The following is a 24,189-nucleotide window of genomic DNA, read 5'->3' on the forward strand; positions in this document are numbered from 1 at the left end:
GATTATTCAGCTAAGCTTGCAGGTGGCCAATTTTCTAGGCGCATGCCTAGAGAAAGTCCACGTGAAGCTAGCACGTCTTTAATTTCAGTTAGAGACTTCTTACCTAAATTAGGCGTTTTAAGAAGCTCAACTTCAGTGCGCTGAACTAAATCACCGATATATTGAATTTGCTCGGCTTTCAAACAATTTGCTGAGCGTACTGTTAATTCAAGATCATCAACTGGACGAAGTAGAATAGGATCGAATTCTGGCTTCTCTTCTTTCTCTTCTGGCTCAGTTACATCACGTAAATCTACGAATGCATCTAATTGCTCAGCTAAGATAGTAGACGCACGGCGGATCGCTTCTTCTGGATCTAAAGTGCCGTTTGTTTCCATATCAATGATTAACTTGTCTAAATCTGTACGTTGCTCAACTCGAGCTGATTCAACCGAGTACGCAATACGTTCAACTGGGCTAAATGATGCATCAAGCAACAATCTACCAATTGGACGCTCATCGTCATCAGAGGATAAACGACTAGATGCCGGCACATAACCACGACCACGTTCAACACGAATACGCATGCTGATCTCGCTGTTATTTGTAGTTAAATTACAAATAACGTGATCTGGATTAGCAATTGTTACATCGCCATCGTGCTGAATATCAGCCGCAGTAACAGGGCCTACACCAGATTTAGTCAGGGTCAGAAAAACTTCATCTTTGCCTTCTAACGTTACTGCTAAACCTTTAAGGTTTAATAGTATTTCAATGATGTCTTCTTGAACGCCTTCTTTCGCGCTGTACTCATGTAATACACCGTCGATTTCAACTTCAGTTACTGCACATCCAGGCATAGATGAAAGTAATATACGGCGTAAAGCATTACCCAGAGTATGGCCAAAGCCACGCTCTAATGGTTCTAAAACTATTTTAGAACGCGTTGGGTTGATAGCGTCGATGTCGACTAACCTTGGTTTTAGAAATTCTGTAACAGAACCCTGCATTTTATCCTCTCTTAACTCTTAACTTTACTTAGAGTAAAGTTCGACGATTAGTTGTTCATTAATGTCCGCAGACAGGTCTGAACGCTCAGGTAGACGCTTAAAGCTGCCTTCCAATTTCTTACCGTCAACTTCAACCCAAGTCGGCTTTTCACGTTGCTCAGCCAACTCTAGAGCAGCGATGATACGTGCTTGCGTCTTAGACTTCTCACGGATTACAACAGTATCTTCTGGAGTAATTACGTATGAAGGAATGTTCACAACACGACCATTAACTAAAATCGCTTTATGGCTTACTAACTGACGTGCTTCTGCACGTGTGCTAGCAAAACCCATGCGATATACAACATTGTCTAAACGTTGCTCTAAAAGCTGTAACAAGTTTTCACCTGTGTTGCCTTTAAGGCGAGCAGCTTCTTTGTAGTAGTTACGGAATTGCTTTTCTAATACACCGTAGATACGACGTACTTTTTGCTTTTCACGTAATTGTAAACCGTAATCAGATAAGCGACCTTTACGAGCGCCGTGCTGACCAGGTGCAGTCTCAAGTTTACACTTAGAGTCGATAGCTCTTACGCCGCTCTTAAGGAACAGGTCAGTACCTTCACGACGACTCAGCTTGAGCTTAGGGCCCAAATATCTTGCCATGTTATTTCTCCTAACCTATTGTTAAACGCGACGTTTCTTCGGTGGACGACAACCATTATGTGGTATTGGCGTCACGTCAGTAATGTTGGTAATACGGTAACCAGCAGCATTCAAAGCACGTACAGCAGATTCACGACCTGGACCTGGACCTTTAATGAAAACTTCTAGATTTTTTAAACCGTATTCTTGAGCAGCAGTACCTGCACGCTCTGCAGCAACTTGAGCAGCAAATGGTGTAGATTTACGTGAACCACGGAAACCTGAACCACCGGCAGTAGCCCATGATAGTGCATTACCTTGACGGTCGGTAATCGTTACAATAGTGTTGTTGAAAGACGCATGAACATGAGCCATACCATCAGCAACTTGTTTTTTAACCTTTTTACGACGAATTGGTGTCTTAGCCATAATACTATCCCCTTATCGCTTAATAGGCTTACGAGGACCCTTACGGGTGCGCGCGTTAGTCTTAGTTCTTTGACCACGTAGTGGTAAAGAGCGACGGTGACGTAGGCCACGATAACAACCAAGGTCCATTAGGCGCTTGATATTTAAAGTAACTTCACGACGAAGATCACCTTCAACAGTGTACTTGCCAACTGCATCACGCAGTACGTCAAGAATTTCGTCTGAAAGTTCACCGATTTTTGTGGTTTCGGCGATACCAGTCGCTTCTAAGATAGCCTTAGAGCGAGTCTTACCTATGCCATAAATAGCTGTTAAACCAATAACTGCATGTTTATGATCAGGGACGTTAATGCCAGCAATACGGGCCACTAACACATCTCCTATATTCGAATTTGGTAATCAAAAGTTTGAAAAGCCCGTAAGGATACTCAAACGAAGACCAAATCACTACTAAAAACACAGGCCGAGAAAACTCAGCCTGCACGACTGTTTACTTAGCCTTGCCTTTGCTTATGCTTAGGCTCACTGCAAATTACGCGTACTACACCAGCACGTTTAATAACTTTACAGTTACGGCATATTTTCTTAACGGAAGCACGTACTTTCATTGCTCAACTCCGTAAACTGACCTTATCGACCGTAGCCTTTAAGGTTCGCTTTTTTCAGCACAGAATCATACTGATGAGACATCAGGTGAGTCTGTACTTGTGCCATAAAGTCCATGATTACTACAACGATAATCAAAACTGATGTACCGCCGAAGTAGAATGGCGTTTGCCACGCCATCGTCATGAATTCAGGCACCAGACAGATAAAGGTTATATACAAAGCACCTGCCAATGTCAGGCGTGTCATCACTTTATCAATGTATTTAGATGTCTGCTCACCTGGACGAATACCTGGGATAAATGCGCCAGATTTCTTAAGGTTATCTGCTGTCTCACGTGGGTTAAAAACCAACGCTGTGTAGAAAAAGCAGAAGAAGATAATAGCCGCAGCTAAAACAAGCGAGTACAACGGTTGACCTGGAGTCAACGTAGTAGCAACAGCTTGTAATACATCAGCGACTGGACCTTCACCTTGGCCGAACCAGCTAGCAATTGTACCAGGGAACAGAATTATACTGCTAGCGAAGATTGGTGGAATAACACCCGCCATATTTACTTTTAGTGGTAAATGCGTGCTTTGGGCAGCAAATACTTGACGACCTTGTTGGCGTTTAGCGTAGTTAACAACAATACGACGTTGTCCACGTTCGAAAAACACTACAAGATAAGTAACAGCGAATACGATTACCGCAACCATCAACAGTACAAAAACATTCAAATCACCTTGGCGCGCCATTTCGACTGTCGAACCAATAGCAGACGGCAAGTTAGCTACAATACCAACAAATATTAGAACAGAGATACCGTTACCGATACCACGCTCTGTTATTTGTTCACCCAACCACATGAGGAACATAGTACCAGTAACTAAACTCACCACAGCGGTGAAATAGAAACCCATACCAGGGTTAACAACTAACCCCTCCATCATGCCCGGTAAGCTAGTAGCAATACCGATTGATTGAATAGTAGCTAGCACAAGCGTGCCATAGCGTGTGTACTGGCTAATTTTTTTACGCCCTTGCTCACCTTCTTTCTTAAGCTCTATAAACGGAGGATACATATGCGTTAATAGTTGCGTAATAATCGAAGCCGAGATATACGGCATAATACCCAGTGCTAACACTGAAGCTCGCTCAAGTGCACCACCACTGAACATGTTGAACATTTCAACAATGGTGCCCTTTTGTTGCTCGAAGAAATCGGCAAGTACAGCGGCGTCAATCCCAGGGATCGGCACAAATGAACCTAGACGGTAAATTATGATAGCACCCAATACGAAGAGTAATCGGCGCTTCAATTCCGAAAGTCCACCTTGTGCACTTTTTGTATCTTGACCTGGTTTAGCCATTAGTACTTCCTTAGTCTTCTACCTTGCCTCCGGCAGCTTCAATAGCTTCGCGAGCACCTTTAGAGGCTTTAAGGCCTTTAACGGTAACAGCGCGTGAAACTTCGCCAGATTTAACAACTTTAACGAAAAGAACGTTCTTTTTAACTAGACCAGCTGCTTGTAACGCGCTTAGGTCTACCACATCGCCTTCAACTTTAGCGATTTCAAAAAGGTTTATTTCTGCAGATACTAAAGATTTGCGAGAAGTAAAACCAAATTTAGGTAGACGACGTTGCATAGGCATTTGACCGCCTTCAAAACCAACGCGTACTTTGCCGCCAGAACGTGATTTTTGACCTTTGTGACCACGACCACCAGTCTTACCTAGACCAGAACCGATACCACGACCAACACGTTTTGGAGCAGTTTTTGAACCTGCAGCAGGTGAAAGTGTATTCAAATGCATCGAATTAACCCTCTACCTTAACCATGTAAGAAACCTTGTTTATCATACCACGTACACATGCTGTGTCTTCTAACTCAACAGTGTGGTTGATACGACGTAAACCAAGACCGCGTAATGTAGCTTTATGTTTCGGTAAACGACCGATAGAGCTTTTTACTTGTGTTACTTTTACAGTTTGATTTGCCATGGTTACCCCAGTATTTCGTCTACGCGAAGGCCACGTTTTGCAGCGATTGACTGTGGAGAATTCATATTCTCAAGAGCCGAAATCGTTGCACGTACTACGTTGATTGGGTTAGTAGAACCGTAACATTTAGAAAGTACGTTCTGAACACCAGTCACTTCTAGTACTGCACGCATAGCACCACCTGCGATGATACCAGTACCTTCAGAGGCTGGTTTCATGAACACTAGTGAGCCAGCATGACGTCCCTTAACAGGATGCTGTAATGTATTGCCATTTAGGTCTACATTGATCATGTTGCGACGTGCTTTTTCCATTGCTTTTTGAATAGCAGCTGGAACTTCACGTGCTTTACCATAACCAAAACCTACTTTACCTGCGCCGTCACCAACTACAGTTAGTGCAGTAAAGCTAAAGATACGACCACCTTTAACTACTTTAGACACACGGTTCACCGCGATTAGCTTTTCAGCTAGATCAGGCTGTTGTTGCTTTGCTTCTACGTTAGCCATAGTCTACTCCTAGAATTGCAAACCGGCTTCACGCGCAGCATCAGCTAGCGCCTTCACACGGCCGTGATATTTAAAGCCACTGCGATCAAAAGCAATCTTTTCGATGCCTTTGTCAGCCGCACGTTCAGCAACCGCTTTGCCAACTGCTTGCGCAGCTTCAACGTTACCGGTGCCTTTAACTGTTTCGCTAATAGCCTTTTCAACAGTAGAAGCAGCAGCCAGTACATTACCCTCAGCATTTACAACTTGAGCGTATATGTGACGTGGCGTGCGGTGGATAACAAGACGCGTTGTGCCTTGTTCAATATAATTTCTACGAGTGCGTTTAGCACGACGTAGACGAGCTGTTTTTTTATCCATCGTCTTACCTTACTTCTTCTTAGCCTCTTTACGGCGTACATTCTCATCTGAATAACGAACACCCTTACCTTTATAAGGCTCAGGTTTACGGTATGCACGAATGTTAGCAGCTGTTTGACCAACTAACTGCTTGTCTACGCCCTTAACTAGAACTTCTGTTTGGCTTGGAGTTTCAATCGTAATTCCTTCAGGAACTGCGAAATTAACTGGGTGTGAGAAGCCAAGAGTTAAATCTAATGTTTTACCCTTCGCTGCAGCACGGTAACCCACGCCTACTAACTGAAGTTTCTTCTCGTAACCTTCATGCGTACCAACAACCATGTTGTTGATTAGAGCGCGAGCAGTACCTGCTTGAGCCCATGCATTAGCTACGCCATCACGAGGTAAAGTAGTAATAACGTTGTCATTTACTTGTACTTCAACAGCGTTGTTGATTGTACGAGTAAGTTCACCGTTTTTGCCTTTAACTGTGATTTCCTGGCCTTTTAATGTAACTTCTACACCGGCAGGAACAGTAATTGGTGCCTTTGCTATGCGAGACATAGTTCCCCTCCGATTAAGCTACAAAACCAATGATTTCACCACCAACACCAGCACTACGTGCTGCGCGGTCTGTCATTAGGCCTTTAGAAGTTGATACGATAGCGATACCAAGACCACCCATTACCTTAGGTAATTGGTCACGTTTCTTATAGATACGTAAACCAGGGCGACTTACACGCTGGATATTTTCAATTACAGCTTTGCCTTCGAAGTACTTCAACTCGATAGAAAGCTCAGGTTTAGTTTCGCCGTTAACAGCGAAATCTACGATATAACCTTCGTCTTTTAGTACTTTAGCTAATGCTACTTTCAGCTTTGAAGTTGGCATCGTTACAGATACTTTCTTCGCTGATTGACCGTTACGAATTCGTGTGAACAAATCCGCGATAGGATCTTGCAAGCTCATAGTCTTACTCCCATGATTCTATTACCAGCTAGCCTTTTTAAGGCCAGGAATTTCACCGCGCATAGCTGCTTCGCGAACTTTAATACGGCTCATGCCGAATTTGCGAAGGAAACCATGTGGGCGGCCCGTAATGTTACAACGATTACGTTGACGTGCAGGGCTAGAATCACGTGGTAAAGCTTGTAGCTTAAGTACCGCGTCCCAACGATCATCTTCAGATGTGTTAACATCACTGATGATAGCTTTTAGTGCAGCGCGCTTTTCAGCGTACTGAGCAACTAGTTTTGTGCGCTTTGCTTCGCGCGCTTTCATAGAATTCTTTGCCATAACCCTACCCTTATTTCTTAAATGGGAAGTTAAACGCTTCTAACAACGCACGGCCTTCCTCATCAGATTTCGCAGAAGTAGTGATAGTAATATCCATACCGCGTACACGGTCTACTTTATCGTAATCGATTTCTGGGAAGATGATTTGTTCACGTACGCCCATGCTGTAGTTGCCACGTCCATCAAAAGACTTTGCACTTACGCCACGGAAGTCACGAATACGTGGGATAGCGATTGATACCAAACGCTCAAAAAAGTCCCACATACGCTCGCCGCGTAGGGTTACTTTACAACCAATCGGGTAGCCTTCACGCACTTTAAAGCCAGCAACAGATTTGCGTGCTTTAGTGATTAAAGGTTTCTGACCAGAGATTGCTGCTAGATCCGCTACTGCGTTATCTAAAATCTTCTTGTCAGCTAGGGCTTCGCCCACGCCCATATTCAATGTGATCTTTTCGATCTGAGGGACTTGCATGACAGAGCTGAAACCAAACTTCTCTTGAAGTTCAGCAACTACTTTGTCTTTATATACTTCATGCAGTTTCGCCATCATTCTACTCCAACTATTAGATAGTTTTACCAGTAGATTTAAAGATACGTAATTTCTTACCATCTTCAATCTTGAAACCTACACGATCAGCTTTACTCGTTTCCGAGTTGAAGATCGCAACGTTTGATGCATCCATAGATGCTTCTTTCTCAACAATGCCGCCAGCTTGGTTCAATTGTGGAACCGGCTTTTGGTGTTTCTTGATCAAGTTTATGCCTTCGACAAAGATTCGACCAGATTCAGTAACAACTGAAAGCACTTTTCCGCGCTTACCTTTGTCTTTACCTGCTAGTACGATTACTTCGTCATCACGACGTATTTTTGCTGCCATGATTGGCTCCTTACAGTACTTCTGGGGCTAGTGAAACGATTTTCATGAACTTATCATTACGAAGTTCGCGAGTCACAGGGCCGAAAATACGTGTACCAATTGGCTGTAAGTTATCATTTAAGATAACAGCAGCGTTGCTGTCAAAACGGATCAGAGAACCATCTGGACGGCGAACACCTTTTCTGGTACGCACAACTACCGCGTTTTTAACATCACCTTTCTTCACTTTACCGCGAGGAATAGCTTCTTTTACAGAAACTTTAATGATGTCGCCAATCGCTGCGTAGCGACGGTGAGAACCACCAAGGACTTTTATACACTGCACTTTGCGAGCGCCGCTGTTATCAGCAACTTCCAGCTGAGTTTGCATTTGGATCATGTTAATGACCTCCGGTGTAGTAATTACAACGTGTCTTAAATTTGTTTAAAATCAAGACATTTCGATTAAATCCCACTCAAAAACAAACGAGTTGTCTCTTAAGGGCGGGCAATTGTACCAGCATTGAGGGGGTAGCGATAGGTTATTTTTTAATTAATTTGGAGTGATGGGAAATTAAAGCTGAGTAATTACGGCTATGTAGCTATTTTACAGGTGGTTACAAAACAAACAAGGCACCTGTAATGTGCCTTGTTTGTTTAAAGTGTAATAAATTAACCAAATAAACCTTTTAATTTATCTTTAATTTTATCTTTTGCTTTGTCTTTGGCTTTTTCTTTTGCCTCATCGACCTTCTGCTTAGCTTCATCTTTGAGCGCATCACCAACATCTAGCTTTATACCTACATCGTGGAAAGGCCCTTTTATACGTAGTGGTATTTTAAAGCCAGTGCTGTCATCGGTAGTTCCCTGACCTTCGATAGATCCAACTATACCTGTAACCAAACGATAGTTGACCGTTGTTTGCGGTAAATCAACGTCGCCTTCACCTGATATTCTAATAAGTGGGCTGATAAGTGATAGGTCGGTATTTTTGCCAACGCCATTAGTAAAGTTAAAACTTCCAGTTAATGCTGAAAAATCTGTTTGCTCAGATTCTTCAAATCCGGTATCAAGCCCTTCAGATGCAGCACCAAAGTTACCTGAAATGAGTTCCTTACCTTTACGAACCATCTCAGCTATATTTGCACCTTTTACAGCTCCATCAGCAAAATCAAATCCAAGCTTTCCATTAAGCGCACCAATAAACGACTTTTGACTTTGGCCAGTTGTGTTTAGGTTCCAATTTAAAGACCCCTTACCCATTAGCTTGTCAAAACCTGCCGCATCCGTTAATAAAGGCTGTGCATCTATTCCAGCTAAGTCAAAGTTAGTTGATATTTTATAAGGTACTTGCTGTGCGTTTACATTGATAACGCCTTTACCTGACCCTTCATAAGCAGAAAAGCTATCTAGGCTTAGTTTTGCAACGCTATTTTTTAAAGCAACAGTAAATTGATTTGCGCCTAATTTAATATCATTTGCTTTTAATCCACTTGAACGAATCACTACATTTGCATCTAGTGAATTTAATGCACTTAAATCAATCTTAGTGTCATCCCATACTATTGGCTCTGCAGGTTTATCTTCTTGTTCTTCTGGCTCTTCTTGTTTTGCCACTGCTTCAGGTAGGTACGGGTTTAAGTCAAGCATACCTAAATCAATATCTGCATTTACTGCTAAACGCTTACCTAGGTTAAGCTCGCTCTTACCTTTTATTTCTAATGCGTCTAACGTCGCAACTAAATCTTCTAAATTAAATTTCTCACCTAGTAGGTGCATTTTACCGTTTACACTAAATCCGTTAAATGCATTGTCTTTAGCGTCTAGCTCTACACCTTGCCATTTCGCAATACTTTTAACAGACTCACCGCTTAGTGCTAACTGACCTTTAATATCTTGGCCTTGCTTAGCTATGCTCCCTTCGAACGTTAAATCAACTAAACGAGAATCTAAGGTTTGTTTAACATTAAAAGTAGCACCTTCAATTGCTTTAGCAGGAGTATCTAATTTTATATCAAGATCAAAACGCTCTTGCATATAAGTAATACCCCCTTTTACTTCTAATGTTTTACGAAGTGAAGGAAGTAAAATAGCGAGTTCTAAATCGCTAATTTGTTGTTTGGCACCTGTTTGACCATCTAGATAAGTAAATGTGCCGCCATAAATAGCAACCTCACCTAACTCAATATCAAAGTTATCTGGAAGCTTTATCGCTTCACCTGGTTGGCTCTGCTCTTTTGGTTGCTCTGCAACTGCATCAAACAACTGCCAATTGGCTTTACCATTTTTGTCGGTTTCTAATAGGATATTTGGTTCGTTTATAACAAACTTATCTAATTTAAACTCACCACCAAATAATGAAAACCAAGGTATGTGTACAGCAAGCTGTTTCATACTCGCCATATCGGCGCGCGAACCTGATTCCATATTTGCAAAATGCACGTCGTTAAGTTCTAATTTTAATGCAGGGAATACGCTAAGTGTTTTATCACCTTTAATAGTAAGAGTGCGCCCAGTTGTTTGTTCTACCTGTTCTGAAACTTTGTTAAAAATAGTATCTGTAGGGATTAGAAACGGTGCGGCAACAATTAGTGCTATACATAGTAAAAGTATTACACCTACAATTTTAAGTAAGGTTTTCATGATCGTCCTTTAAAACGTGCAAATAATGTTCTTATCATAGCGAGTGTTAGCCTTAAAATCATTGTCGTTCTGATAAAAAAGCTTTTTATTAGATATTACATTCTTATCCTGAATCGCCCCTGAAACATTTTGATACCTTTAGGTTACAAATAAGTATTGACCCAATGAAACCTTAAGATTACATTGATACCTACAGGTTACATATTGTAAAAATTTTAAAAGGAAATGAGCTATGTCTAATTACGATATTAAAAGTGAAGAAAAATTTATGGGCCAAAATGCATGGTTTTCATTATTCATGGGGGTCACTTTATTAATCATTAGTGTTTACCCAATGCTTAATCAAACATCAGCCCCACTATTGTTTTTAGGAACTGCTGCTTTTTTAGGTTCATTCTTTATGTTTGTGATCAGAGGCGGGTTTACATGGAGAATGAAATACCACCTTACATATAAAGATGAGTATTTAAATACCATCGACACTATTGCCTATAAACATGTCGTGCTTGGCTTACTTTTTAGTATGGGTGGCGTGTACTTACTCTCCGATACTCTTGCTTTAGAAGTATCTCACAGCATGATGGCTACATTTTACCTTGCTGTAATGAGTTTAATATACGGCGTATCAATTCTTTGGCAAAGCAAAGATTAGGAGCAAAAGTGCAAAATAAAATTGCAAAATACCGCAAAGAAGCAGGCCTTTCTCAACAAGACTTGGCTGATCTAATTGCGGTTTCACGTAAGACTATTAGTACAGTAGAAACGGCACGATTTACCCCTTCGGTAATAATTGCTCTAAAAATAGCAAAGCATTTTAATACCTCAGTTGAAAGTCTCTTTGTACTAGATAAAAATGATTGATACATGTTAAAACGTTGGTCTCATTCTATTAGCAAAAACGCCGATTTAGCTACTTCAATTACAACGTATGGAGGACAGCGCTGTTGTTATTAGCGTAATTGCGCTAAAATAGACCAGCAAAAAAATATATATCTAAACCGGAGATTCTACAAGGCATGAAAAAACTGCTAATTTCACCGTCAAAAATGACGCTAGGCGAACAAGAAAATCAAATCTATCAGAACATTCTGAAGCAATCTTCAGAATTAAGCCTTAACCTTATGGCCGTGAAAGTAGAAAACCACCCTGATGATTTTTTACCTTGGTGTTACGAATTGCTAAGTGCAAGCAGAGATCGTATGAACTACGATTTACTAGAGCCGCAGCAATTACCAGTACTTAAGAAGCTACACGATCAGCTTATTTCAGCTATCAGCTTTTTACAGGTTAAAACTTTACGTATTGCTCCGTGGCCTGTTGTAAGTGTATTTGTAGAACAACACAAAGACGTTATTGCTCTTGATGAACAGCTTCGCTTAGTAGACTACATTAAGAGCATTCGTAAACAATCTCTCAAAGATATGATTCCTGAAGACTTACTTGCGTTTAGCGGTAAGCACATGGCATCACTTGATCCAAGCACATACAACTTTGACGTTGAATGGTTTGCATCAACAAAAAGTGCGAAGAGCTTTCATCAAATGCTTGGCGATTTACCAGGTGCCTTTGACGATGCACTAGTAAATATTCCACTTGAAGGTGACATTACTCAATACGAATATCAACAATTTGTTGCTGCTTATTCAAAAATATTCACCGACAATAATGAAAAACCAACACTTGCGCCTGCAACACGACTGCTTGCAATGCGTCGCCCTGATATATTTACTCCGATCACAAACAATCGGTTAGATGCATTATGCGGTGCCCTTGGTGTTTCTAAACTTAAAAATAGTGATTTTGAGCGTTACTGGCAAGATATTGTAAAAGGTATTCAAGCTATGTCATGGTACAAAATGGCTAAACCTAGTAATGAGTTAGAAGAACAATTAGTTGCTATTAAAGCACTAATCCCATGTTTCTTTCACTATGCTGATGCTAAAACACCAGATAACTCTAACTACATCAAACTGTTAAGTAAGCCTAAACGAACTACAACTACGACAGGTAAAACTCAGCGTAGAGGTAAAGAGTCTGCAGAAATTTTAGTAGACCGCGCACTTGCTGCTGACGATATTCCTGAGCACATTCGCAGTAAGCGCGATTCAATTGTGAGTGAAGTTCAAAAAGGTCGTAGTGTAAACGAAACAATTAGCCTTATGCGCACTATATTTGGCTAAAAACTTCTAATTTAGCCGTACTTATATGGTGCGGCTAGGTTAATTTATGCACCAGCAGTGTGCGCAACATCTTCCTACATGCCATATCTCTTCTCAATCTATAAAATACAAGCCCATGTTTTTAATGTATAAAAATAATTTTTAATAAAAAATAATGAAGCTGGCACATACAGTGCAATTATCCCGTTAGTTAAACAATAAAAAGCCGTCAGCCTAAAGGTTCCGAATACATAATAAAAACCTTGGCGAGCAAAAAATCATATAACGGGAAATGGACATGCTAAAACTAAAAAAAACCATCGCTATAAGTGCTATAGCATTAATGGGCGCAACATCTTTAACGTCAACAGCCGTACATGCTGAAGTAACAGCAAACGCAGCGGCAACATCAAACTACTTATGGCGTGGTCAAGAGCAAACTGGGGGCGATGCAGCTATTTCAGGCGGTATTGATTACGCCAATGAATCGGGCTTTTATGCAGGTACTTGGGCTTCAAATGCATCGTGGGCAGATGAAATGACCTATGAGCTTGATTTATATGCAGGCTTTGGTGGCGACATTAACGAAAGCGTTAGCTACGATGTTGGCTATATTTATTACGCTTACCCAGATGCCGCTTCTGAAGCTGACGCAGATTTCTCTGAAATTTACGGTAGCATCAGTGTTGAAGGCTTTACATTTGGTGCTTCAGTACTTGCAACATCAGCTGCAAGTGGTGATGGTACAGACTTTGGTGATTCACTTTACCTGACAGCTGACTACGGTTTTGCTGTTGGCAGTAACGGCACTGAAATGGCACTTCACTTAGGCCACTACTCTGGTGACTTTATTGGCGATGATAATATCTTAGATTATGGTGTATCAATTTCGAAAGATGGGTTCACTTTTGGTTTATCTGATACAGATATGGATGACTCAGATATTAAAGCTTACGTTGCTTATTCTGTAGACTTTAATTTATAAGAAAGAATGTGTTACTTGCTGCGACACGAAGGGCCTTTTGGCCCTTTTCTTGTTTTTGAACAAGACCCCTTACATCTGTTAACAAACCGTTACAATTGAATGAAAACAATACATACATTTTCCTTTATTCTATTACCTAGTCACTGGGCATTTATAACTGCCTAGCCATAAAATAGGTATAAAGGAATAATAATGAAATCACCTAACGCGTTTAGCGCCCTACTCGATATTTATATAAGTCCTAGTAAAGCTTTCAATGGTGTTGAACACGCCAAAGGTTGGTCATGGCTTGCTTTTATAGTCATGTCTTTAGTTTCAATGGCGAGTATTTATATTTTTTATTCCACTGTTGATATGCAGTTTTTGATTAATGAGCAAGTAGCAGCATCAACTATTGATGCGACGATTGGCGAGCAAAAAATGATTCGCCAAAGTATAGAGCAAAATGCAGAAGGCCAAATATGGTTTGGTTTGTTTGGCGGCGTAATTGCGCTGGCTATCATGAATGCATTAATGGCACTTTATTATATGCTTGTGGCAAAACAAGATCCTGAATCAGAACATAGCTACGGAGCTTGGTATGGATTCGCTACCTGGACAATAATGCCAGTTGTTATTTCAAGCCTAGGCACAATTGCTCTTGTACTAAGTGCAAGTACAGATCAAATATCTCAACAAGCCGTATTTAGCTACGCATCTATTAACCAATTAATAATAGGACTTGAAGTTGGCCATCCTTTTTATAGCTTATTAGAATCAATAAACTTATTTAGCTTTTGGAGCATTGCGCTGGGAATGATCGGCTTAAAATGCTGGACTAATTTTTCAACTAACAAAGCACTCCTATTCTCTGCACTTCCTTCAATTATTATTTTTGGTATTTGGGCAATCATTGCAGCAAGTTAACTCTTAAGTGGAGGTAGATACTAGCTCCACATTACTTAATTCACGGATAGATAAAATGAAAAAAGCAATAATCATCACACTCGCTGTAGGCGCATTTATAGCCCTAATTGTGTCAAAGCAAATTTCTGGCGATAAAAAACAAGCCGAAGTAAATATTGCTCAAGTAGAGCTTGGCGACATTGCTGACTCAATAATGGCTTCAGGTAATTTAGTTTTTAATACACAAGTGCAATTACGCTCTGAAGTGACAGGCCGAGTAGATAAAATATTTGTTCAAGAAGGCCAAGGAGTTAAACAAGGCGATATGTTAATGCGCCTTGATACAACTGCTTTTGAATCAGAAGTCACCCGTAGTAAAGCAATCCTTCGCGCCACAGAAATTGAAATTAAACACAATAAAACACGCCTTGCTAACCTAGAGCGCCAACTTAAAAGACAAAAAGACTTATATGATGTCGGTTTAGGTAATCAAGAGAGCTACGAGAATATTGAAAGCGCACGCGATCTAGCTAAAATCGATATTGAATCACGAATAGAGTCGTACAACCAAGCACAAGCGTCACTACAAATTGCGCAAGATCGCTTAAGTAAAAGTGTATTTAGAGCTCCAATGAGCGGCTTGCTTGCATCTGTAAATATTAAAGAAGGTGAAACCGTTATAGCCGGTACTACTAATATTATTGGCTCTGATTTAATGCTAGTAGCCGATCCTAGCGCTATCTTAGCCGAGCTACGTGTGGATGAAACCGACATTGCGAGCATTAAGCTTAACCAAAAAGCGAATATTTATGCGGCCGCATACCCTAATAAACCATTTAGCGGCACAGTAATCAATATTGGTACTTCAGCTAAAAACCAAGCCGGCTCTCAAGGTTTATCGTTTAAAGTAAAAGTATTACTCGATACTACTGAGCGCCAGCTATATGCAGGAATGAGCTGTAGAGCAGAGATCGCAACAAGCATTGCCGAAAACGGTTTAAAACTTCCAATAGAAGCAATCCAAAAAGAAGACGATAAAACATTTGTATGGCGACTAAATAGTGATAACACCGTTAGCAAAATTGCCGTAACTGTTGGAATATCATCTGATATAGAGCAAGCAATTACTGACGGCTTAAATGAGGGCGACAAAATAGTTATTGGCCCTGCGCGCCCAGTAAGTCTTCTGACTGAAGGTGATGTGGTAAAACTTAAATCAGATGCAGACAAGGAAGAAGCCTAATGTCTGCGGTAATCAAGCTAGAGCATATTAATAAACAATACAAAATGGGCTCAGAGGTATTTAAGGCACTTGATGATGTAAACGTACATATAATGCAAAACGAATACGTGGCGATTATAGGACCTTCTGGTTCAGGCAAGTCGACCTTAATGAACTTATTAGGCTGTTTAGATACACCCAGCAGTGGCGAATACTACTTAAAAGATAAACTAGTAAAAAGTATGACCGAGACAGAACTTGCTCATCAGCGTAATGAAAGTGTCGGGTTTATATTTCAAAGCTTTAACTTAATACCACGTGCAACCGCACTAGAAAATGTAATGCAGCCTTTAGTATATCGCTTTATTCCTAGTAAACAACGCAAGCAACAAGCTCTAGAAGCACTAAAGCGGGTAGGTCTCGGTGATAAAGTTAATCATTTATCTAGCCAGCTATCGGGCGGGCAACGTCAACGTGTTGCTATTGCCCGCGCTTTAGTCACAAAACCACATATATTATTAGGAGATGAACCCACAGGTAATCTTGATAGTAAAACGACCCGCGAAATTATGGATTTGTTTGATGAGCTGCATAACGAAGGTCACACTATTATTTTAGTAACACATGAGCAAGAAATTGCCGATCATTGCCAACGCGTGATTCGTTTAGTGGACGGTCAAGTGGTAAGTGATGTAACTAAAGATGAAGGAATCAAGCAGCATGTTTAAATCAGCTCTTGCCATAATGGAAGGCACTAAGGCCGCTTTTTCAGCTATTAAAGCTAATGCAATGCGCAGCGCACTGACCTGTTTGGGCATTATTATTGGTGTTGCCGCCGTAGTTACTGTCGTTGCAGTAATGCAAGGTTTTACAAAGCAAATAAACGATCAACTTGCTGATATGTCGCCAGATGTAACAACAATAAAGCCTTACACCAGTATTGAACTCGAAATGGTTGGTAAAAATGCCAAGCTTACCTACGACGATTTTTTAGCTTTAAAGTCGCGTATAAAAGAAGCTAAAACGCTAACTGCCCTAATGTTTACCTGGCGCTTTTCGGGGGGAGCTGAGTATGGAAATAAAAGCCATTCATCGCGTGTTATCGGTACCGAGCAAGACTATCAAAAAGCGTATCGTACTTATCCTGAACTTGGTCGTTTTATTCGTGCTGAGGACGATGATAAACGAAGAAGGGTCGCATTTATCGGCCCTTCAATCATAGAAAAGCTAAACCTTCCTGAAAACCCAGTAGGTGAATATATAAAGCTAGGTGGTGAATGGTTTAGAATTATTGGCGTTGCTGAAAAACAAGGTAACTTATTTGGTTTTGACCAAGACGATTACATTAATATTCCAATTAGTACCATGAGTGCTTTAGAAGGCGGAAGTACACAAACTAATGTGCAAATTATGTTTAGGTTAAATGAAGGTACTAACGAAGAACAAGTGCTTGCAAAAATCACTCGTGTATTGCGCCAACTACATAAACTAAAAGAGAAAGATGAAAACGACTTTGAATTTGAAACCGCTGAAAAATCTCGTGCTCAAATAGATAAATTTACCAGCAGTGCTACTGCTATTACTGCTGGTATTGTAGGAATAAGCTTACTTGTTGGCGGTATTGGTGTTATGAATATAATGCTAGTGTCGGTCACTGAACGCACACGCGTTATTGGTACATTAAAAGCACTAGGCGCAACACCTGGTTTTATTATGCTGCAGTTTTTAGTTGAAGCCGTTGTGCTTTCACTTTTTGGTGGCTTAATAGGACTCATTATAGGATATGGCGCTGCAGGGCTTATTTCGTTTTTAGTCCCAAGTATGCCTGATGCATATATACCAGTATGGGCTGTAATACTATCGTTCGGATTTACATCAATGATTGGGATTATATTTGGTTTAGCCCCTGCTATTAAAGCAGCAAGACTAAACCCTATAGATGCACTGCGTTACGAATAACTATTTTAAATAATTATTTAGCTTTAAATGGTACCTTATTACATTGTACTTCTACTGTTTTAGGGTACCAAGCTGGGCCGATTTGATTCACAACCACCTCAGCTAAACCATTAGTAAACGATTTATACGTATGAACGCTTTGCCACTCCCCTTGTGGGCACTGTTTTGCTAAATCTAACGGCTCTGATCCCTCGTACAACGCAAGTGCAAAATTATGATGCCACTGTGAGCTTTTTAGCGCTTTATTGCTTACTTTGCTCTGCATACCGTTATCAAAGTAAATATTTGTACACCCCGTTAAAATAATCAGCGTGCAACCGGCTGCAAATAGCTTGATGCTCATAATGTCTCCCCTAGTACTTGCTCTTGGCACCACACTTTAATGGTATGGGGCGAGTATATCCCAAGCGTAATTAAGCTCAGCGCTCCATCACTAAACGTTTGTTGTGACTGCATTTGAATAACCGGTGTATTTGAACATATTTGTTTTACGTCTACCCGCTGCTCACCCACTAATCCCCATAAATAAAATGGGCGGCTATCTTCGTAATTAGCTTGGCTCGTTATTTTTGCTGTTGCCTGTGGCTGAATGGTTACCGCAGAACAAGCACTGAGGCTTAATGCTATCGCCCCTATAATTAATGGTTTCATACTCCTCCTTATAAACTAAATACCAGTAAGGTAACTTTATAAGAGAACATAAAATATTAGCGTAAAAAGCTGTGGGGAATATGTAGAAACGCTATGAAGTTTTATACAGTTTATTACACATAAAGGCCGCATAAATGCGGCCCTTAAAGTAGTAAACTTAAGTGGTTAGTAAATAAATAGACGTTAGAATTTAGCTAAATTATTTTTACTGTCTTTGTCGACCAGCTTAATGTAAGGATCTACCCCCGCAAATAATGGTTTTTCTTTTACTTTTAGCTCAATAGTATTGGTACCAGACACTATTTGATGCTTTTTCGAGTAAATAACAAAGTCTTCAGCTAGTAAGTTTTCAGGGTCGTCGCTAAACAATGCAATATCAACTAGCTCATCGAGCGGCTGTTCAGTTTCTTCACCTTGGCCATCCGCACGCTGTTTAACGGCTTCTACGCTAAGTGTTACAGTATAAAATCCTTCTCTATCAACGCTATCTGTAACTGAAACGTCTTTCATCTCAAGCTCATACAAAGTGATATATTTAAACTGATCGTCAATAAAACGTTGTTCAGCTTGTGTTGCATCTCGCTTTAAATAGCTAAGTAAATCGAGCGTAGTTGGGTATGGCGTTGACTGGTACTGAAATTCATTTAAAAATGCTTTGAGTGCATTATTTAAACGTTTTTCACCTAAACGATCATAAATCGCCATCATCACAACTGATCCTTTATTGTAATGAAGATATTGTTGCGACTGTGTTTTATATAGTGGCATTTCTTCAAAGGCTTCCCCTGTACGCCCTATTAAGTACCTATCAAGCTCATATTTTAAAAACTTACGTAGCTTCTCTGCGCCAAAGCGTTTCTCAAGCACCATAAGCGCACTGTACTGTGAAAGCGTTTCAGAAATAACCGCGCTCCCCTCTACATTAGCCGCCGATACTTGATGCCCCCACCATTGGTGCGCTACTTCATGTGCGGTAACATAGTAAGGGTAGTCAACTTTACTCTCATCTCTTAAGTCTGTAATAAACCCCATGCTTTCGGAGTATGGCACTGTGTTGGCAAAACTTTGTGCAAACGAGCGATACTTAGGAAATTCAATAATACGTAGTTGTTTATGCTGATACGGCCCAAATGCTTGTGTAAAGTAATCTATAGAGTCTTGTACCGACTCAATCATACGGTCAACATTCCATGCATGATCTTTGTGGTAGTACACCTCAACATTTACCCCATTATGCTCAACCTTTTTACTTTCAAGTTCTGCCGAAAGCACCGCGTAAAAGTTTAAAATGGGCGCATCCATTTCATAAACAAAGGTACGGCGCCCCTCTTTTACACTTTCACTTTGTAAATACCCTGGGGTAATAGCAAATTGCGACTCGTCGGTCGTTACCGTCGCCTTAAAGTTAATAAACCCATTAGCTGCACCTAAATCACTTTGTGTATAGTACTGACTGTCCTCTAGCTTATGGGCACGTTCAAGTTCTGGTAAATCATGCTTACGACGTTCAAATTTATCAGCTACCTGTAAACCACGGTTATAACCAAAGCTAGGAAGGAGTTCCCAATTATTAATAAAAGTGCCATTGGCAACTAATTGTGTATCAGAGTCTTTATCGGTAAAGGCTGTATGATCACGAGTAACCGACAGTTGCCCTTCTCTTACTTCGTTTGGCATAAGCGGCTGCTCAAACTCAAACCATGCTGAATAAAACGCTGGTAATTTTTCAACTATCTTTCCGCCAGCCATGGCTACATCCCAACTTTTAGCGTGTTGAGGTGAGGTAATCAAAACTCGCGTAATTGGCTCTTTAGATGTATTGGTAAATTTAATTTTTGCCACAGCACTTAAAGCACGCTTTTTTGGATAAACATCAACAGTTAAGTCAACATCGGTCACCATAGGTAGTGCTAAGTCTTTGTATTGTGCAAACTGCTGCTCATAACTTATTTGCTTGTCTTGAAACTCATCGCTCGTAGTAAACTCGTTCAAAACTCTTGTGTTGTTATAAATATTGTAGCCTGCACCAACAAACACTAATGCACTAATAACCGCAACCGCTTGCCCTTTTAACGACATATTATAACGAAGCATAGACAGGCGTGTGCGCAGCGTTTGTGAAGGACCACGATGCCATAACGCAAACCCAACAATCGCTAAAACAAGACTTAACGCACCCCAATATAATGTGTACCAATGCGCGCCTTGTAAAAAGTGCCCATAACCATTTATATCAGAATACGGTACGCTACTGCTTTGCGAAAAGTGATACATATGGTGCTCAAACCCATAAGAACCCATTACTGTTTGCACTATGTAATACAAAATAAACAAGCCCATTCCTACATATTTATTCGGGCTAATAATTTGTAAAAAGAAGGCGAGTACCGTCAGCATAATTAACGGTAAAATCGATAAATAAACAATCCTAAATAAATACTGTCCTAACTCTAAATTAAATTGACCTTTAAATAACTGAACTGTAATTGTGAGTATCATTCCCACGAGGAACAACCCAGAAATAGCGGCGATTAAAGCCAGTATTTTTGACACCCAAAAAACACTGTTATGTACAGGAAAGCTGTCAACAATATCGCCCATGCCACTTTGTCGCTCTCGCCACACAAGCTCAGCACTATAAAAAGCGATAATAACAAACAAAAATAAACCAGAAATACCACTAATAACATTTACCATATTCTGAGTTAAAGGCCAGTTAGTAGTGCCATAAGCACCGATAGGCGCAAAAAGAGGGATCATAAGCGTTACAATGCTTACACCCGCTAAAATCATAAAAGGAGCACTAAATATAACTTGTTTAAGTTCGAATATACTGCGCATTATTAGCTGAGATTTAGTACTAACCCCCGCTGATTTATAATTTTTAGCACTATTGATAAGTGCAGCTTGTTTATTTTGTACAAAAGCAGAGACTTTAAATTGCTTCTTCTGTTTTTTAGTTACTATGCGATTGCTTAGCTTTCCAAGGCCAAAAAACATTGCAACACTGATTGCCACCCACAATATACGGTTAACTAAAAGGTCACCTGTGAGCGTTAGCACTTCTGTGTTTTTATCATTTACAGTCCAATAACGTGTTAAATCAATTAACGAACCAGAGCCAAATGGGTCGGCGTAAACAACAATATTTCTAAATGCTAAATCATCAAAGTAAACGCCGGCAATTTGATAGGCTATAAAAATCACAACAGCTGCTACATACACCGACATCATGGTTTTAAAATAGACCGCTACACTATTAAAAATAGCCGAAAGCACCAGTAAACTTGGCACTGCTAAATAAAGATAAGGCGCAGCGTAGTACATTAGCTTATTAGGACCAATCAATTCGCCATCGAGCCAGCCAACTAATAAACCAAATTGCGACCCTAAAAACACACCCAATGGCACGCTTAAAAACACAATAAGTACAACTAAATAAGAACCAAAAAAACGCCCTGCTTGATAAGGCACAGGATTAACAGGCTTACTAAAAACCAGCTCATCCATTTTGCTTTCACTGTTGCGAATAGCAGAGCTGGCAACAAAGTTAACCACTAAAAACATCGCAAACGTACAAAATGTAACGGTTAAAAGCATAATAGAGAAAGGCGAGTTCATATGAACATTCGCCCCACCTAACGGAAACTTACTACTGGAGCTTATAAAAAACGCCATAAAAAAGAATATTAATGAGGTCACATAAAACGAAGGCTGACGCATAAAATAGCGCAGCTCAAACGCGAGCATATTAAAAAACATAGCGCCCCCTTATGCTACTTGGCTGTTACGATGATTAAGCAACGTAGAAAAATACACATCTTCTAGGTTTGCACTGCTGAGCTCAAAACCTTCAGGGGCTTCATTGGCTAATACATGTAATATGGTTTGCCCAGCAAATAAGCGTTTTGAAATAACAGGCAGCTGCGGTTCAAGCTCTAGCGCTTCTTCTTGGCTCATGGCTTTGCGCCAAATTTGGCCTTGGAGTTTATCGGTAAGGGCAATGGGGTTGCCCTCTAATAGTATTTTTCCGCCTGCCAGTACGGCCATGTTTGGGCAAAGCTCTGCCACATCTTCAACAATGTGGGTCGATAATATAACGACTTTTTGCTCGCCTAAGCTTACTAGCAAGTTATGAAAACGATTTCGCTCTTCAGGATCTAACCCTGCTGTTGGTTCATCAACAATGAGTAAATCAGGGTCACCTAGTAAGGCTTGTGCAATACCAAAACGCTGGCGCATACCGCCCGAAAAACCGCTCACGGCTTTGGAGCGATGTTGATACAAATTAGTATGTGCAAGCAAGCCTTCAACCGACTCTTTACGCTCTGCTTTATTATGAATGCCCTTTAAAACAGCCATATGGTCCAGTAAGTCGTAAGCACTAACACGCGGGTACACACCAAAATCTTGTGGTAAGTAACCTAAGCGTTGGCGCAGTGCCTGTGGGTCTTTAAAAACATCAATACCATCAAAAGTAATTGAACCTGAATCAGCCGACTGCAGTGTTGCAATGGTACGCATTAGCGATGATTTACCTGCGCCATTTGGCCCAAGTAATCCAAACATCCCTTTGCCGATAGATAAATCAACACCTTGTAGTGCATGTACGCCATTATCGTAGGTTTTAGATAACCCTGTTATTGATAGCATTTTTACTTCCTTGAATATGAGTAATTATTTTTATAATGTTTTATACCACAAGGAAAATAGGAACATAAGTTACTTGATGGTTCAATTTGTAACAACAAATAAACATAATTTAAACTCATAACACTTGCCTGCACTGTATTCACTCGGTATAAAAACCACATATACTTTTTATAAGAAACGAAAAGCCATGCAAGATCACCAAAGCCAGCCGTTAAATGACTTTATAGAATATCCACATGAAGAAATGCTAAATCGCGCTAACGAGTTTTTACAAACCAGCCAACGCCGCCATAGCATTCGCAGCTTTAGCGATCGCCCAGTACCAAAAAATATTATTGAAGCATGTATAAAAGCAGCTGGCACAGCACCAAGTGGAGCGAATCATCAGCCTTGGCATTTTGTGGCTATAAACAGTAGCGATGTAAAAAAACAAATAAGAGAAGCCGCAGAAAAATTAGAGCGTTCTTTTTACGAAGGCAGAGCAGGTGAAGAATGGTTAGATGCGCTAAAACCGTTAGGTACCGACGCCAATAAACCTTATTTAGAGCATGCACCTTGGCTTATAGCTGTATTTAGTCAAAAAAAAGGCGGCGTAAGCACCGATGATAAAAATACGAATTATTATGTGCATGAGTCTGTTGGCTTAGCTACCGGCTTTTTAATTCAAGCTTTGCACCGCAGTGGTTTGGCAACCCTTACTCATACTCCAAAGCCAATGAGTTTTTTAACCGACATATGTAATCGCGATAAAGATAACGAACGTCCATACATGCTACTTATTACAGGCTACCCAAGTGATGATGCAACAATACCTGCTCATGCACTGGATAAAAAATCACTCGATGAAATAGCTACGTTTATTTAGTATTTTCTGCTCGGCAAAACCACTCATATAGCAAAGCAATGATCGACTCAACTTTTGGGTCGGTCAACGAGTAATAAATAGTGTGCCCTTCTCTGCGAGTAGCAACCATATCTGCCTTGCGTAAACTTGCTAAATGCTGAGATAACGCTGACTGTGCTAAAGGTACATTTTTATTTAGCTCACCTACACTTTGCTCACCTTGTAATAAACTACATAAAATCATTAAGCGATTTTTGTTAGCCATTAATTTTAAAAACTGTTCGGCTTGCTCTGCGTTGACAGCTAGTTGCTCAATATTCATTTTTATTATTTCTCTTTTTGATACCTTTTTAAGTATAGACTTTTACATTAGTAGGTTCTAATATAATTAACATTAGACTTTACTAATGTTAAGGTAATCACAAAATTAGCGATGCCGTTTTACTAATCGGCGGAAGTGCTGTGGCAGTATTCGCGCTATTAAGTTACTTTATATAAAGTAACTTTCAGTTTTTAACGTTATTTATAAGTATTAACTCAATTCAACCTA

The 24,189-nt window shown here is 40.3% G+C and carries 31 protein-coding genes; 9 read left to right on the forward strand and 22 right to left on the reverse strand.

Translation table 11 applies throughout. The features are described from left to right. Window positions 1–2 precede the first annotated feature (2 nt). From JG479_RS15155 to JG479_RS15235, 17 genes are all read right to left on the reverse strand, one after another. On the reverse strand, window positions 3–989 hold the full coding sequence (locus tag JG479_RS15155) for a DNA-directed RNA polymerase subunit alpha (RefSeq protein ID WP_002959452.1): 987 nt from the start codon (window positions 987–989) through the stop codon (window positions 3–5). A 24-nt stretch (window positions 990–1,013) separates the two neighbouring features. Further along, window positions 1,014–1,634 carry a 30S ribosomal protein S4 gene (gene rpsD / locus JG479_RS15160; RefSeq protein WP_002959461.1) on the reverse strand — a complete coding sequence of 207 codons (621 nt, stop codon included), beginning with the start codon at window positions 1,632–1,634 and terminating at the stop codon, window positions 1,014–1,016. A gap of 21 nt (window positions 1,635–1,655) precedes the next feature. Then, window positions 1,656–2,042, reverse strand: coding sequence for a 30S ribosomal protein S11 (gene rpsK, locus JG479_RS15165; protein WP_002959471.1), 387 nt, complete (start codon window positions 2,040–2,042; stop codon window positions 1,656–1,658). 12 nt (window positions 2,043–2,054) lie between these two features. Next, window positions 2,055–2,411: a 30S ribosomal protein S13 gene (rpsM, locus tag JG479_RS15170; protein WP_002959473.1), complete on the reverse strand. Its 357-nt coding sequence runs from the start codon at window positions 2,409–2,411 to the stop codon at window positions 2,055–2,057. Between the two features lie 125 nt (window positions 2,412–2,536). Further along, complete coding sequence (gene rpmJ, locus JG479_RS15175; RefSeq protein ID WP_002959476.1) at window positions 2,537–2,650, reverse strand: 50S ribosomal protein L36; 114 nt, start codon at window positions 2,648–2,650, stop codon at window positions 2,537–2,539. A 22-nt stretch (window positions 2,651–2,672) separates the two neighbouring features. Beyond that, the gene (gene secY / locus JG479_RS15180; protein ID WP_002959478.1) at window positions 2,673–4,001 is read right to left on the reverse strand and encodes a preprotein translocase subunit SecY; all 1,329 of its coding nucleotides are present in this window, start codon (window positions 3,999–4,001) and stop codon (window positions 2,673–2,675) included. Window positions 4,002–4,011: 10 nt separating this feature from the next. Beyond that, the gene (gene rplO / locus JG479_RS15185; protein WP_002959480.1) at window positions 4,012–4,446 is read right to left on the reverse strand and encodes a 50S ribosomal protein L15; all 435 of its coding nucleotides are present in this window, start codon (window positions 4,444–4,446) and stop codon (window positions 4,012–4,014) included. A gap of 4 nt (window positions 4,447–4,450) precedes the next feature. Beyond that, complete coding sequence (gene rpmD / locus JG479_RS15190; RefSeq protein ID WP_002959482.1) at window positions 4,451–4,633, reverse strand: 50S ribosomal protein L30; 183 nt, start codon at window positions 4,631–4,633, stop codon at window positions 4,451–4,453. A 2-nt stretch (window positions 4,634–4,635) separates the two neighbouring features. Continuing rightward, entirely contained in the window at window positions 4,636–5,142 is a 507-nt protein-coding gene (gene rpsE / locus JG479_RS15195) for a 30S ribosomal protein S5 (protein WP_002959485.1), read from the reverse strand. A 9-nt stretch (window positions 5,143–5,151) separates the two neighbouring features. Beyond that, window positions 5,152–5,502, reverse strand: coding sequence for a 50S ribosomal protein L18 (rplR, locus tag JG479_RS15200; RefSeq protein WP_002959486.1), 351 nt, complete (start codon window positions 5,500–5,502; stop codon window positions 5,152–5,154). Between the two features lie 9 nt (window positions 5,503–5,511). Then, the gene (gene rplF, locus JG479_RS15205) at window positions 5,512–6,045 is read right to left on the reverse strand and encodes a 50S ribosomal protein L6 (RefSeq protein WP_002959488.1); all 534 of its coding nucleotides are present in this window, start codon (window positions 6,043–6,045) and stop codon (window positions 5,512–5,514) included. A 13-nt stretch (window positions 6,046–6,058) separates the two neighbouring features. Next, a complete protein-coding gene (rpsH, locus tag JG479_RS15210; protein ID WP_002959491.1) occupies window positions 6,059–6,451 on the reverse strand; it encodes a 30S ribosomal protein S8 in 393 nt (130 codons plus the stop codon). Between the two features lie 21 nt (window positions 6,452–6,472). Next, a complete protein-coding gene (gene rpsN / locus JG479_RS15215; protein WP_006794245.1) occupies window positions 6,473–6,778 on the reverse strand; it encodes a 30S ribosomal protein S14 in 306 nt (101 codons plus the stop codon). A 10-nt stretch (window positions 6,779–6,788) separates the two neighbouring features. Then, window positions 6,789–7,328, reverse strand: coding sequence for a 50S ribosomal protein L5 (gene rplE, locus JG479_RS15220; RefSeq protein WP_010554915.1), 540 nt, complete (start codon window positions 7,326–7,328; stop codon window positions 6,789–6,791). A 16-nt stretch (window positions 7,329–7,344) separates the two neighbouring features. After that, on the reverse strand, window positions 7,345–7,659 hold the full coding sequence (gene rplX, locus JG479_RS15225) for a 50S ribosomal protein L24 (protein ID WP_002959496.1): 315 nt from the start codon (window positions 7,657–7,659) through the stop codon (window positions 7,345–7,347). 10 nt (window positions 7,660–7,669) lie between these two features. Continuing rightward, the gene (gene rplN, locus JG479_RS15230) at window positions 7,670–8,038 is read right to left on the reverse strand and encodes a 50S ribosomal protein L14 (protein WP_002959498.1); all 369 of its coding nucleotides are present in this window, start codon (window positions 8,036–8,038) and stop codon (window positions 7,670–7,672) included. A 272-nt stretch (window positions 8,039–8,310) separates the two neighbouring features. Beyond that, window positions 8,311–10,281: an AsmA family protein gene (locus JG479_RS15235; protein ID WP_200219601.1), complete on the reverse strand. Its 1,971-nt coding sequence runs from the start codon at window positions 10,279–10,281 to the stop codon at window positions 8,311–8,313. A 232-nt stretch (window positions 10,282–10,513) separates the two neighbouring features. Here JG479_RS15235 and JG479_RS15240 point away from each other — a divergent pair, with 232 nt between their 5' ends. The 8 genes from JG479_RS15240 (at window position 10,514) to JG479_RS15275 (ending at window position 17,491) form a co-directional block, all read left to right on the forward strand. Next, the gene (locus JG479_RS15240) at window positions 10,514–10,933 is read left to right on the forward strand and encodes a hypothetical protein (protein ID WP_002959502.1); all 420 of its coding nucleotides are present in this window, start codon (window positions 10,514–10,516) and stop codon (window positions 10,931–10,933) included. Window positions 10,934–10,941: 8 nt separating this feature from the next. Next, window positions 10,942–11,142, forward strand: coding sequence for a helix-turn-helix transcriptional regulator (locus tag JG479_RS15245; protein ID WP_002959505.1), 201 nt, complete (start codon window positions 10,942–10,944; stop codon window positions 11,140–11,142). A 155-nt stretch (window positions 11,143–11,297) separates the two neighbouring features. Then, window positions 11,298–12,461, forward strand: coding sequence for a hypothetical protein (locus tag JG479_RS15250; protein WP_200219602.1), 1,164 nt, complete (start codon window positions 11,298–11,300; stop codon window positions 12,459–12,461). A 277-nt stretch (window positions 12,462–12,738) separates the two neighbouring features. Beyond that, window positions 12,739–13,425 (forward strand): TorF family putative porin, encoded by a 687-nt coding sequence (locus JG479_RS15255; protein WP_024591363.1) that lies wholly within the window; start codon window positions 12,739–12,741, stop codon window positions 13,423–13,425. A gap of 192 nt (window positions 13,426–13,617) precedes the next feature. Next, window positions 13,618–14,331 carry a YIP1 family protein gene (locus JG479_RS15260; protein ID WP_138489762.1) on the forward strand — a complete coding sequence of 238 codons (714 nt, stop codon included), beginning with the start codon at window positions 13,618–13,620 and terminating at the stop codon, window positions 14,329–14,331. Window positions 14,332–14,386: 55 nt separating this feature from the next. Next, the gene (locus JG479_RS15265) at window positions 14,387–15,553 is read left to right on the forward strand and encodes an efflux RND transporter periplasmic adaptor subunit (RefSeq protein ID WP_138489763.1); all 1,167 of its coding nucleotides are present in this window, start codon (window positions 14,387–14,389) and stop codon (window positions 15,551–15,553) included. Beyond that, window positions 15,553–16,260 carry an ABC transporter ATP-binding protein gene (locus tag JG479_RS15270; RefSeq protein WP_200219603.1) on the forward strand — a complete coding sequence of 236 codons (708 nt, stop codon included), beginning with the start codon at window positions 15,553–15,555 and terminating at the stop codon, window positions 16,258–16,260. The genes JG479_RS15265 and JG479_RS15270 overlap by 1 nt, the downstream gene beginning before the upstream one ends. Beyond that, window positions 16,253–17,491, forward strand: coding sequence for an ABC transporter permease (locus tag JG479_RS15275; protein WP_200219604.1), 1,239 nt, complete (start codon window positions 16,253–16,255; stop codon window positions 17,489–17,491). The genes JG479_RS15270 and JG479_RS15275 overlap by 8 nt, the downstream gene beginning before the upstream one ends. Window positions 17,492–17,504: 13 nt before the next feature. Here the strand turns inward: JG479_RS15275 and JG479_RS15280 are convergent, their stop codons facing one another. The 4 genes from JG479_RS15280 to JG479_RS15295 form a co-directional block, all read right to left on the reverse strand. Then, window positions 17,505–17,834 carry a Bor/Iss family lipoprotein gene (locus tag JG479_RS15280; RefSeq protein ID WP_200219605.1) on the reverse strand — a complete coding sequence of 110 codons (330 nt, stop codon included), beginning with the start codon at window positions 17,832–17,834 and terminating at the stop codon, window positions 17,505–17,507. Beyond that, complete coding sequence (locus tag JG479_RS15285) at window positions 17,831–18,142, reverse strand: Bor family protein (protein WP_002959514.1); 312 nt, start codon at window positions 18,140–18,142, stop codon at window positions 17,831–17,833. The genes JG479_RS15280 and JG479_RS15285 overlap by 4 nt, the downstream gene beginning before the upstream one ends. A gap of 183 nt (window positions 18,143–18,325) precedes the next feature. Further along, the gene (locus JG479_RS15290; RefSeq protein WP_200219606.1) at window positions 18,326–21,904 is read right to left on the reverse strand and encodes an ABC transporter permease/M1 family aminopeptidase; all 3,579 of its coding nucleotides are present in this window, start codon (window positions 21,902–21,904) and stop codon (window positions 18,326–18,328) included. A gap of 9 nt (window positions 21,905–21,913) precedes the next feature. Continuing rightward, window positions 21,914–22,795, reverse strand: a complete 882-nt coding sequence (locus JG479_RS15295; protein WP_002959519.1) for an ABC transporter ATP-binding protein — start codon at window positions 22,793–22,795, stop codon at window positions 21,914–21,916. Window positions 22,796–22,982: 187 nt separating this feature from the next. Between JG479_RS15295 and JG479_RS15300 the strand changes: the two genes are divergently transcribed. After that, complete coding sequence (locus JG479_RS15300) at window positions 22,983–23,660, forward strand: nitroreductase family protein (protein ID WP_024594835.1); 678 nt, start codon at window positions 22,983–22,985, stop codon at window positions 23,658–23,660. On the opposite strand, the gene JG479_RS15305 is transcribed toward JG479_RS15300, so the two are convergent. Then, the gene (locus JG479_RS15305) at window positions 23,653–23,961 is read right to left on the reverse strand and encodes an ArsR/SmtB family transcription factor (protein ID WP_024594836.1); all 309 of its coding nucleotides are present in this window, start codon (window positions 23,959–23,961) and stop codon (window positions 23,653–23,655) included. The genes JG479_RS15300 and JG479_RS15305 overlap by 8 nt on opposite strands. Between the last annotated feature and the right edge of the window lie 228 nt (window positions 23,962–24,189).

The sequence above is a fragment of the Pseudoalteromonas sp. LC2018020214 genome (genome assembly GCF_016598755.1).
GTDB lineage: Bacteria > Pseudomonadota > Gammaproteobacteria > Enterobacterales > Alteromonadaceae > Pseudoalteromonas > Pseudoalteromonas distincta.

Bases quoted from the DNA above. Each gene is read 5' to 3' on its own strand.
- JG479_RS15155 (WP_002959452.1), bottom strand. From the start codon at position 989: ATGCAGGGTTCTGTTACAGAATTTCTAAAACCAAGGTTAGTCGACATC.
- rpsD (WP_002959461.1), bottom strand. From the start codon at position 1,634: ATGGCAAGATATTTGGGCCCTAAGCTCAAGCTGAGTCGTCGTGAAGGT.
- rpsK (WP_002959471.1), bottom strand. From the start codon at position 2,042: ATGGCTAAGACACCAATTCGTCGTAAAAAGGTTAAAAAACAAGTTGCT.
- rpmJ (WP_002959476.1), bottom strand. From the start codon at position 2,650: ATGAAAGTACGTGCTTCCGTTAAGAAAATATGCCGTAACTGTAAAGTT.
- secY (WP_002959478.1), bottom strand. From the start codon at position 4,001: ATGGCTAAACCAGGTCAAGATACAAAAAGTGCACAAGGTGGACTTTCG.
- rplO (WP_002959480.1), bottom strand. From the start codon at position 4,446: ATGCATTTGAATACACTTTCACCTGCTGCAGGTTCAAAAACTGCTCCA.
- rpmD (WP_002959482.1), bottom strand. From the start codon at position 4,633: ATGGCAAATCAAACTGTAAAAGTAACACAAGTAAAAAGCTCTATCGGT.
- rpsE (WP_002959485.1), bottom strand. From the start codon at position 5,142: ATGGCTAACGTAGAAGCAAAGCAACAACAGCCTGATCTAGCTGAAAAG.
- rplR (WP_002959486.1), bottom strand. From the start codon at position 5,502: ATGGATAAAAAAACAGCTCGTCTACGTCGTGCTAAACGCACTCGTAGA.
- rplF (WP_002959488.1), bottom strand. From the start codon at position 6,045: ATGTCTCGCATAGCAAAGGCACCAATTACTGTTCCTGCCGGTGTAGAA.
- rpsH (WP_002959491.1), bottom strand. From the start codon at position 6,451: ATGAGCTTGCAAGATCCTATCGCGGATTTGTTCACACGAATTCGTAAC.
- rpsN (WP_006794245.1), bottom strand. From the start codon at position 6,778: ATGGCAAAGAATTCTATGAAAGCGCGCGAAGCAAAGCGCACAAAACTA.
- rplE (WP_010554915.1), bottom strand. From the start codon at position 7,328: ATGGCGAAACTGCATGAAGTATATAAAGACAAAGTAGTTGCTGAACTT.
- rplX (WP_002959496.1), bottom strand. From the start codon at position 7,659: ATGGCAGCAAAAATACGTCGTGATGACGAAGTAATCGTACTAGCAGGT.
- rplN (WP_002959498.1), bottom strand. From the start codon at position 8,038: ATGATCCAAATGCAAACTCAGCTGGAAGTTGCTGATAACAGCGGCGCT.
- JG479_RS15235 (WP_200219601.1), bottom strand. From the start codon at position 10,281: ATGAAAACCTTACTTAAAATTGTAGGTGTAATACTTTTACTATGTATA.
- JG479_RS15240 (WP_002959502.1), top strand. From the start codon at position 10,514: ATGTCTAATTACGATATTAAAAGTGAAGAAAAATTTATGGGCCAAAAT.
- JG479_RS15250 (WP_200219602.1), top strand. From the start codon at position 11,298: ATGAAAAAACTGCTAATTTCACCGTCAAAAATGACGCTAGGCGAACAA.
- JG479_RS15255 (WP_024591363.1), top strand. From the start codon at position 12,739: ATGCTAAAACTAAAAAAAACCATCGCTATAAGTGCTATAGCATTAATG.
- JG479_RS15260 (WP_138489762.1), top strand. From the start codon at position 13,618: ATGAAATCACCTAACGCGTTTAGCGCCCTACTCGATATTTATATAAGT.
- JG479_RS15265 (WP_138489763.1), top strand. From the start codon at position 14,387: ATGAAAAAAGCAATAATCATCACACTCGCTGTAGGCGCATTTATAGCC.
- JG479_RS15270 (WP_200219603.1), top strand. From the start codon at position 15,553: ATGTCTGCGGTAATCAAGCTAGAGCATATTAATAAACAATACAAAATG.
- JG479_RS15275 (WP_200219604.1), top strand. From the start codon at position 16,253: ATGTTTAAATCAGCTCTTGCCATAATGGAAGGCACTAAGGCCGCTTTT.
- JG479_RS15280 (WP_200219605.1), bottom strand. From the start codon at position 17,834: ATGAGCATCAAGCTATTTGCAGCCGGTTGCACGCTGATTATTTTAACG.
- JG479_RS15285 (WP_002959514.1), bottom strand. From the start codon at position 18,142: ATGAAACCATTAATTATAGGGGCGATAGCATTAAGCCTCAGTGCTTGT.
- JG479_RS15290 (WP_200219606.1), bottom strand. From the start codon at position 21,904: ATGTTTTTTAATATGCTCGCGTTTGAGCTGCGCTATTTTATGCGTCAG.
- JG479_RS15295 (WP_002959519.1), bottom strand. From the start codon at position 22,795: ATGCTATCAATAACAGGGTTATCTAAAACCTACGATAATGGCGTACAT.
- JG479_RS15300 (WP_024594835.1), top strand. From the start codon at position 22,983: ATGCAAGATCACCAAAGCCAGCCGTTAAATGACTTTATAGAATATCCA.
- JG479_RS15305 (WP_024594836.1), bottom strand. From the start codon at position 23,961: ATGAATATTGAGCAACTAGCTGTCAACGCAGAGCAAGCCGAACAGTTT.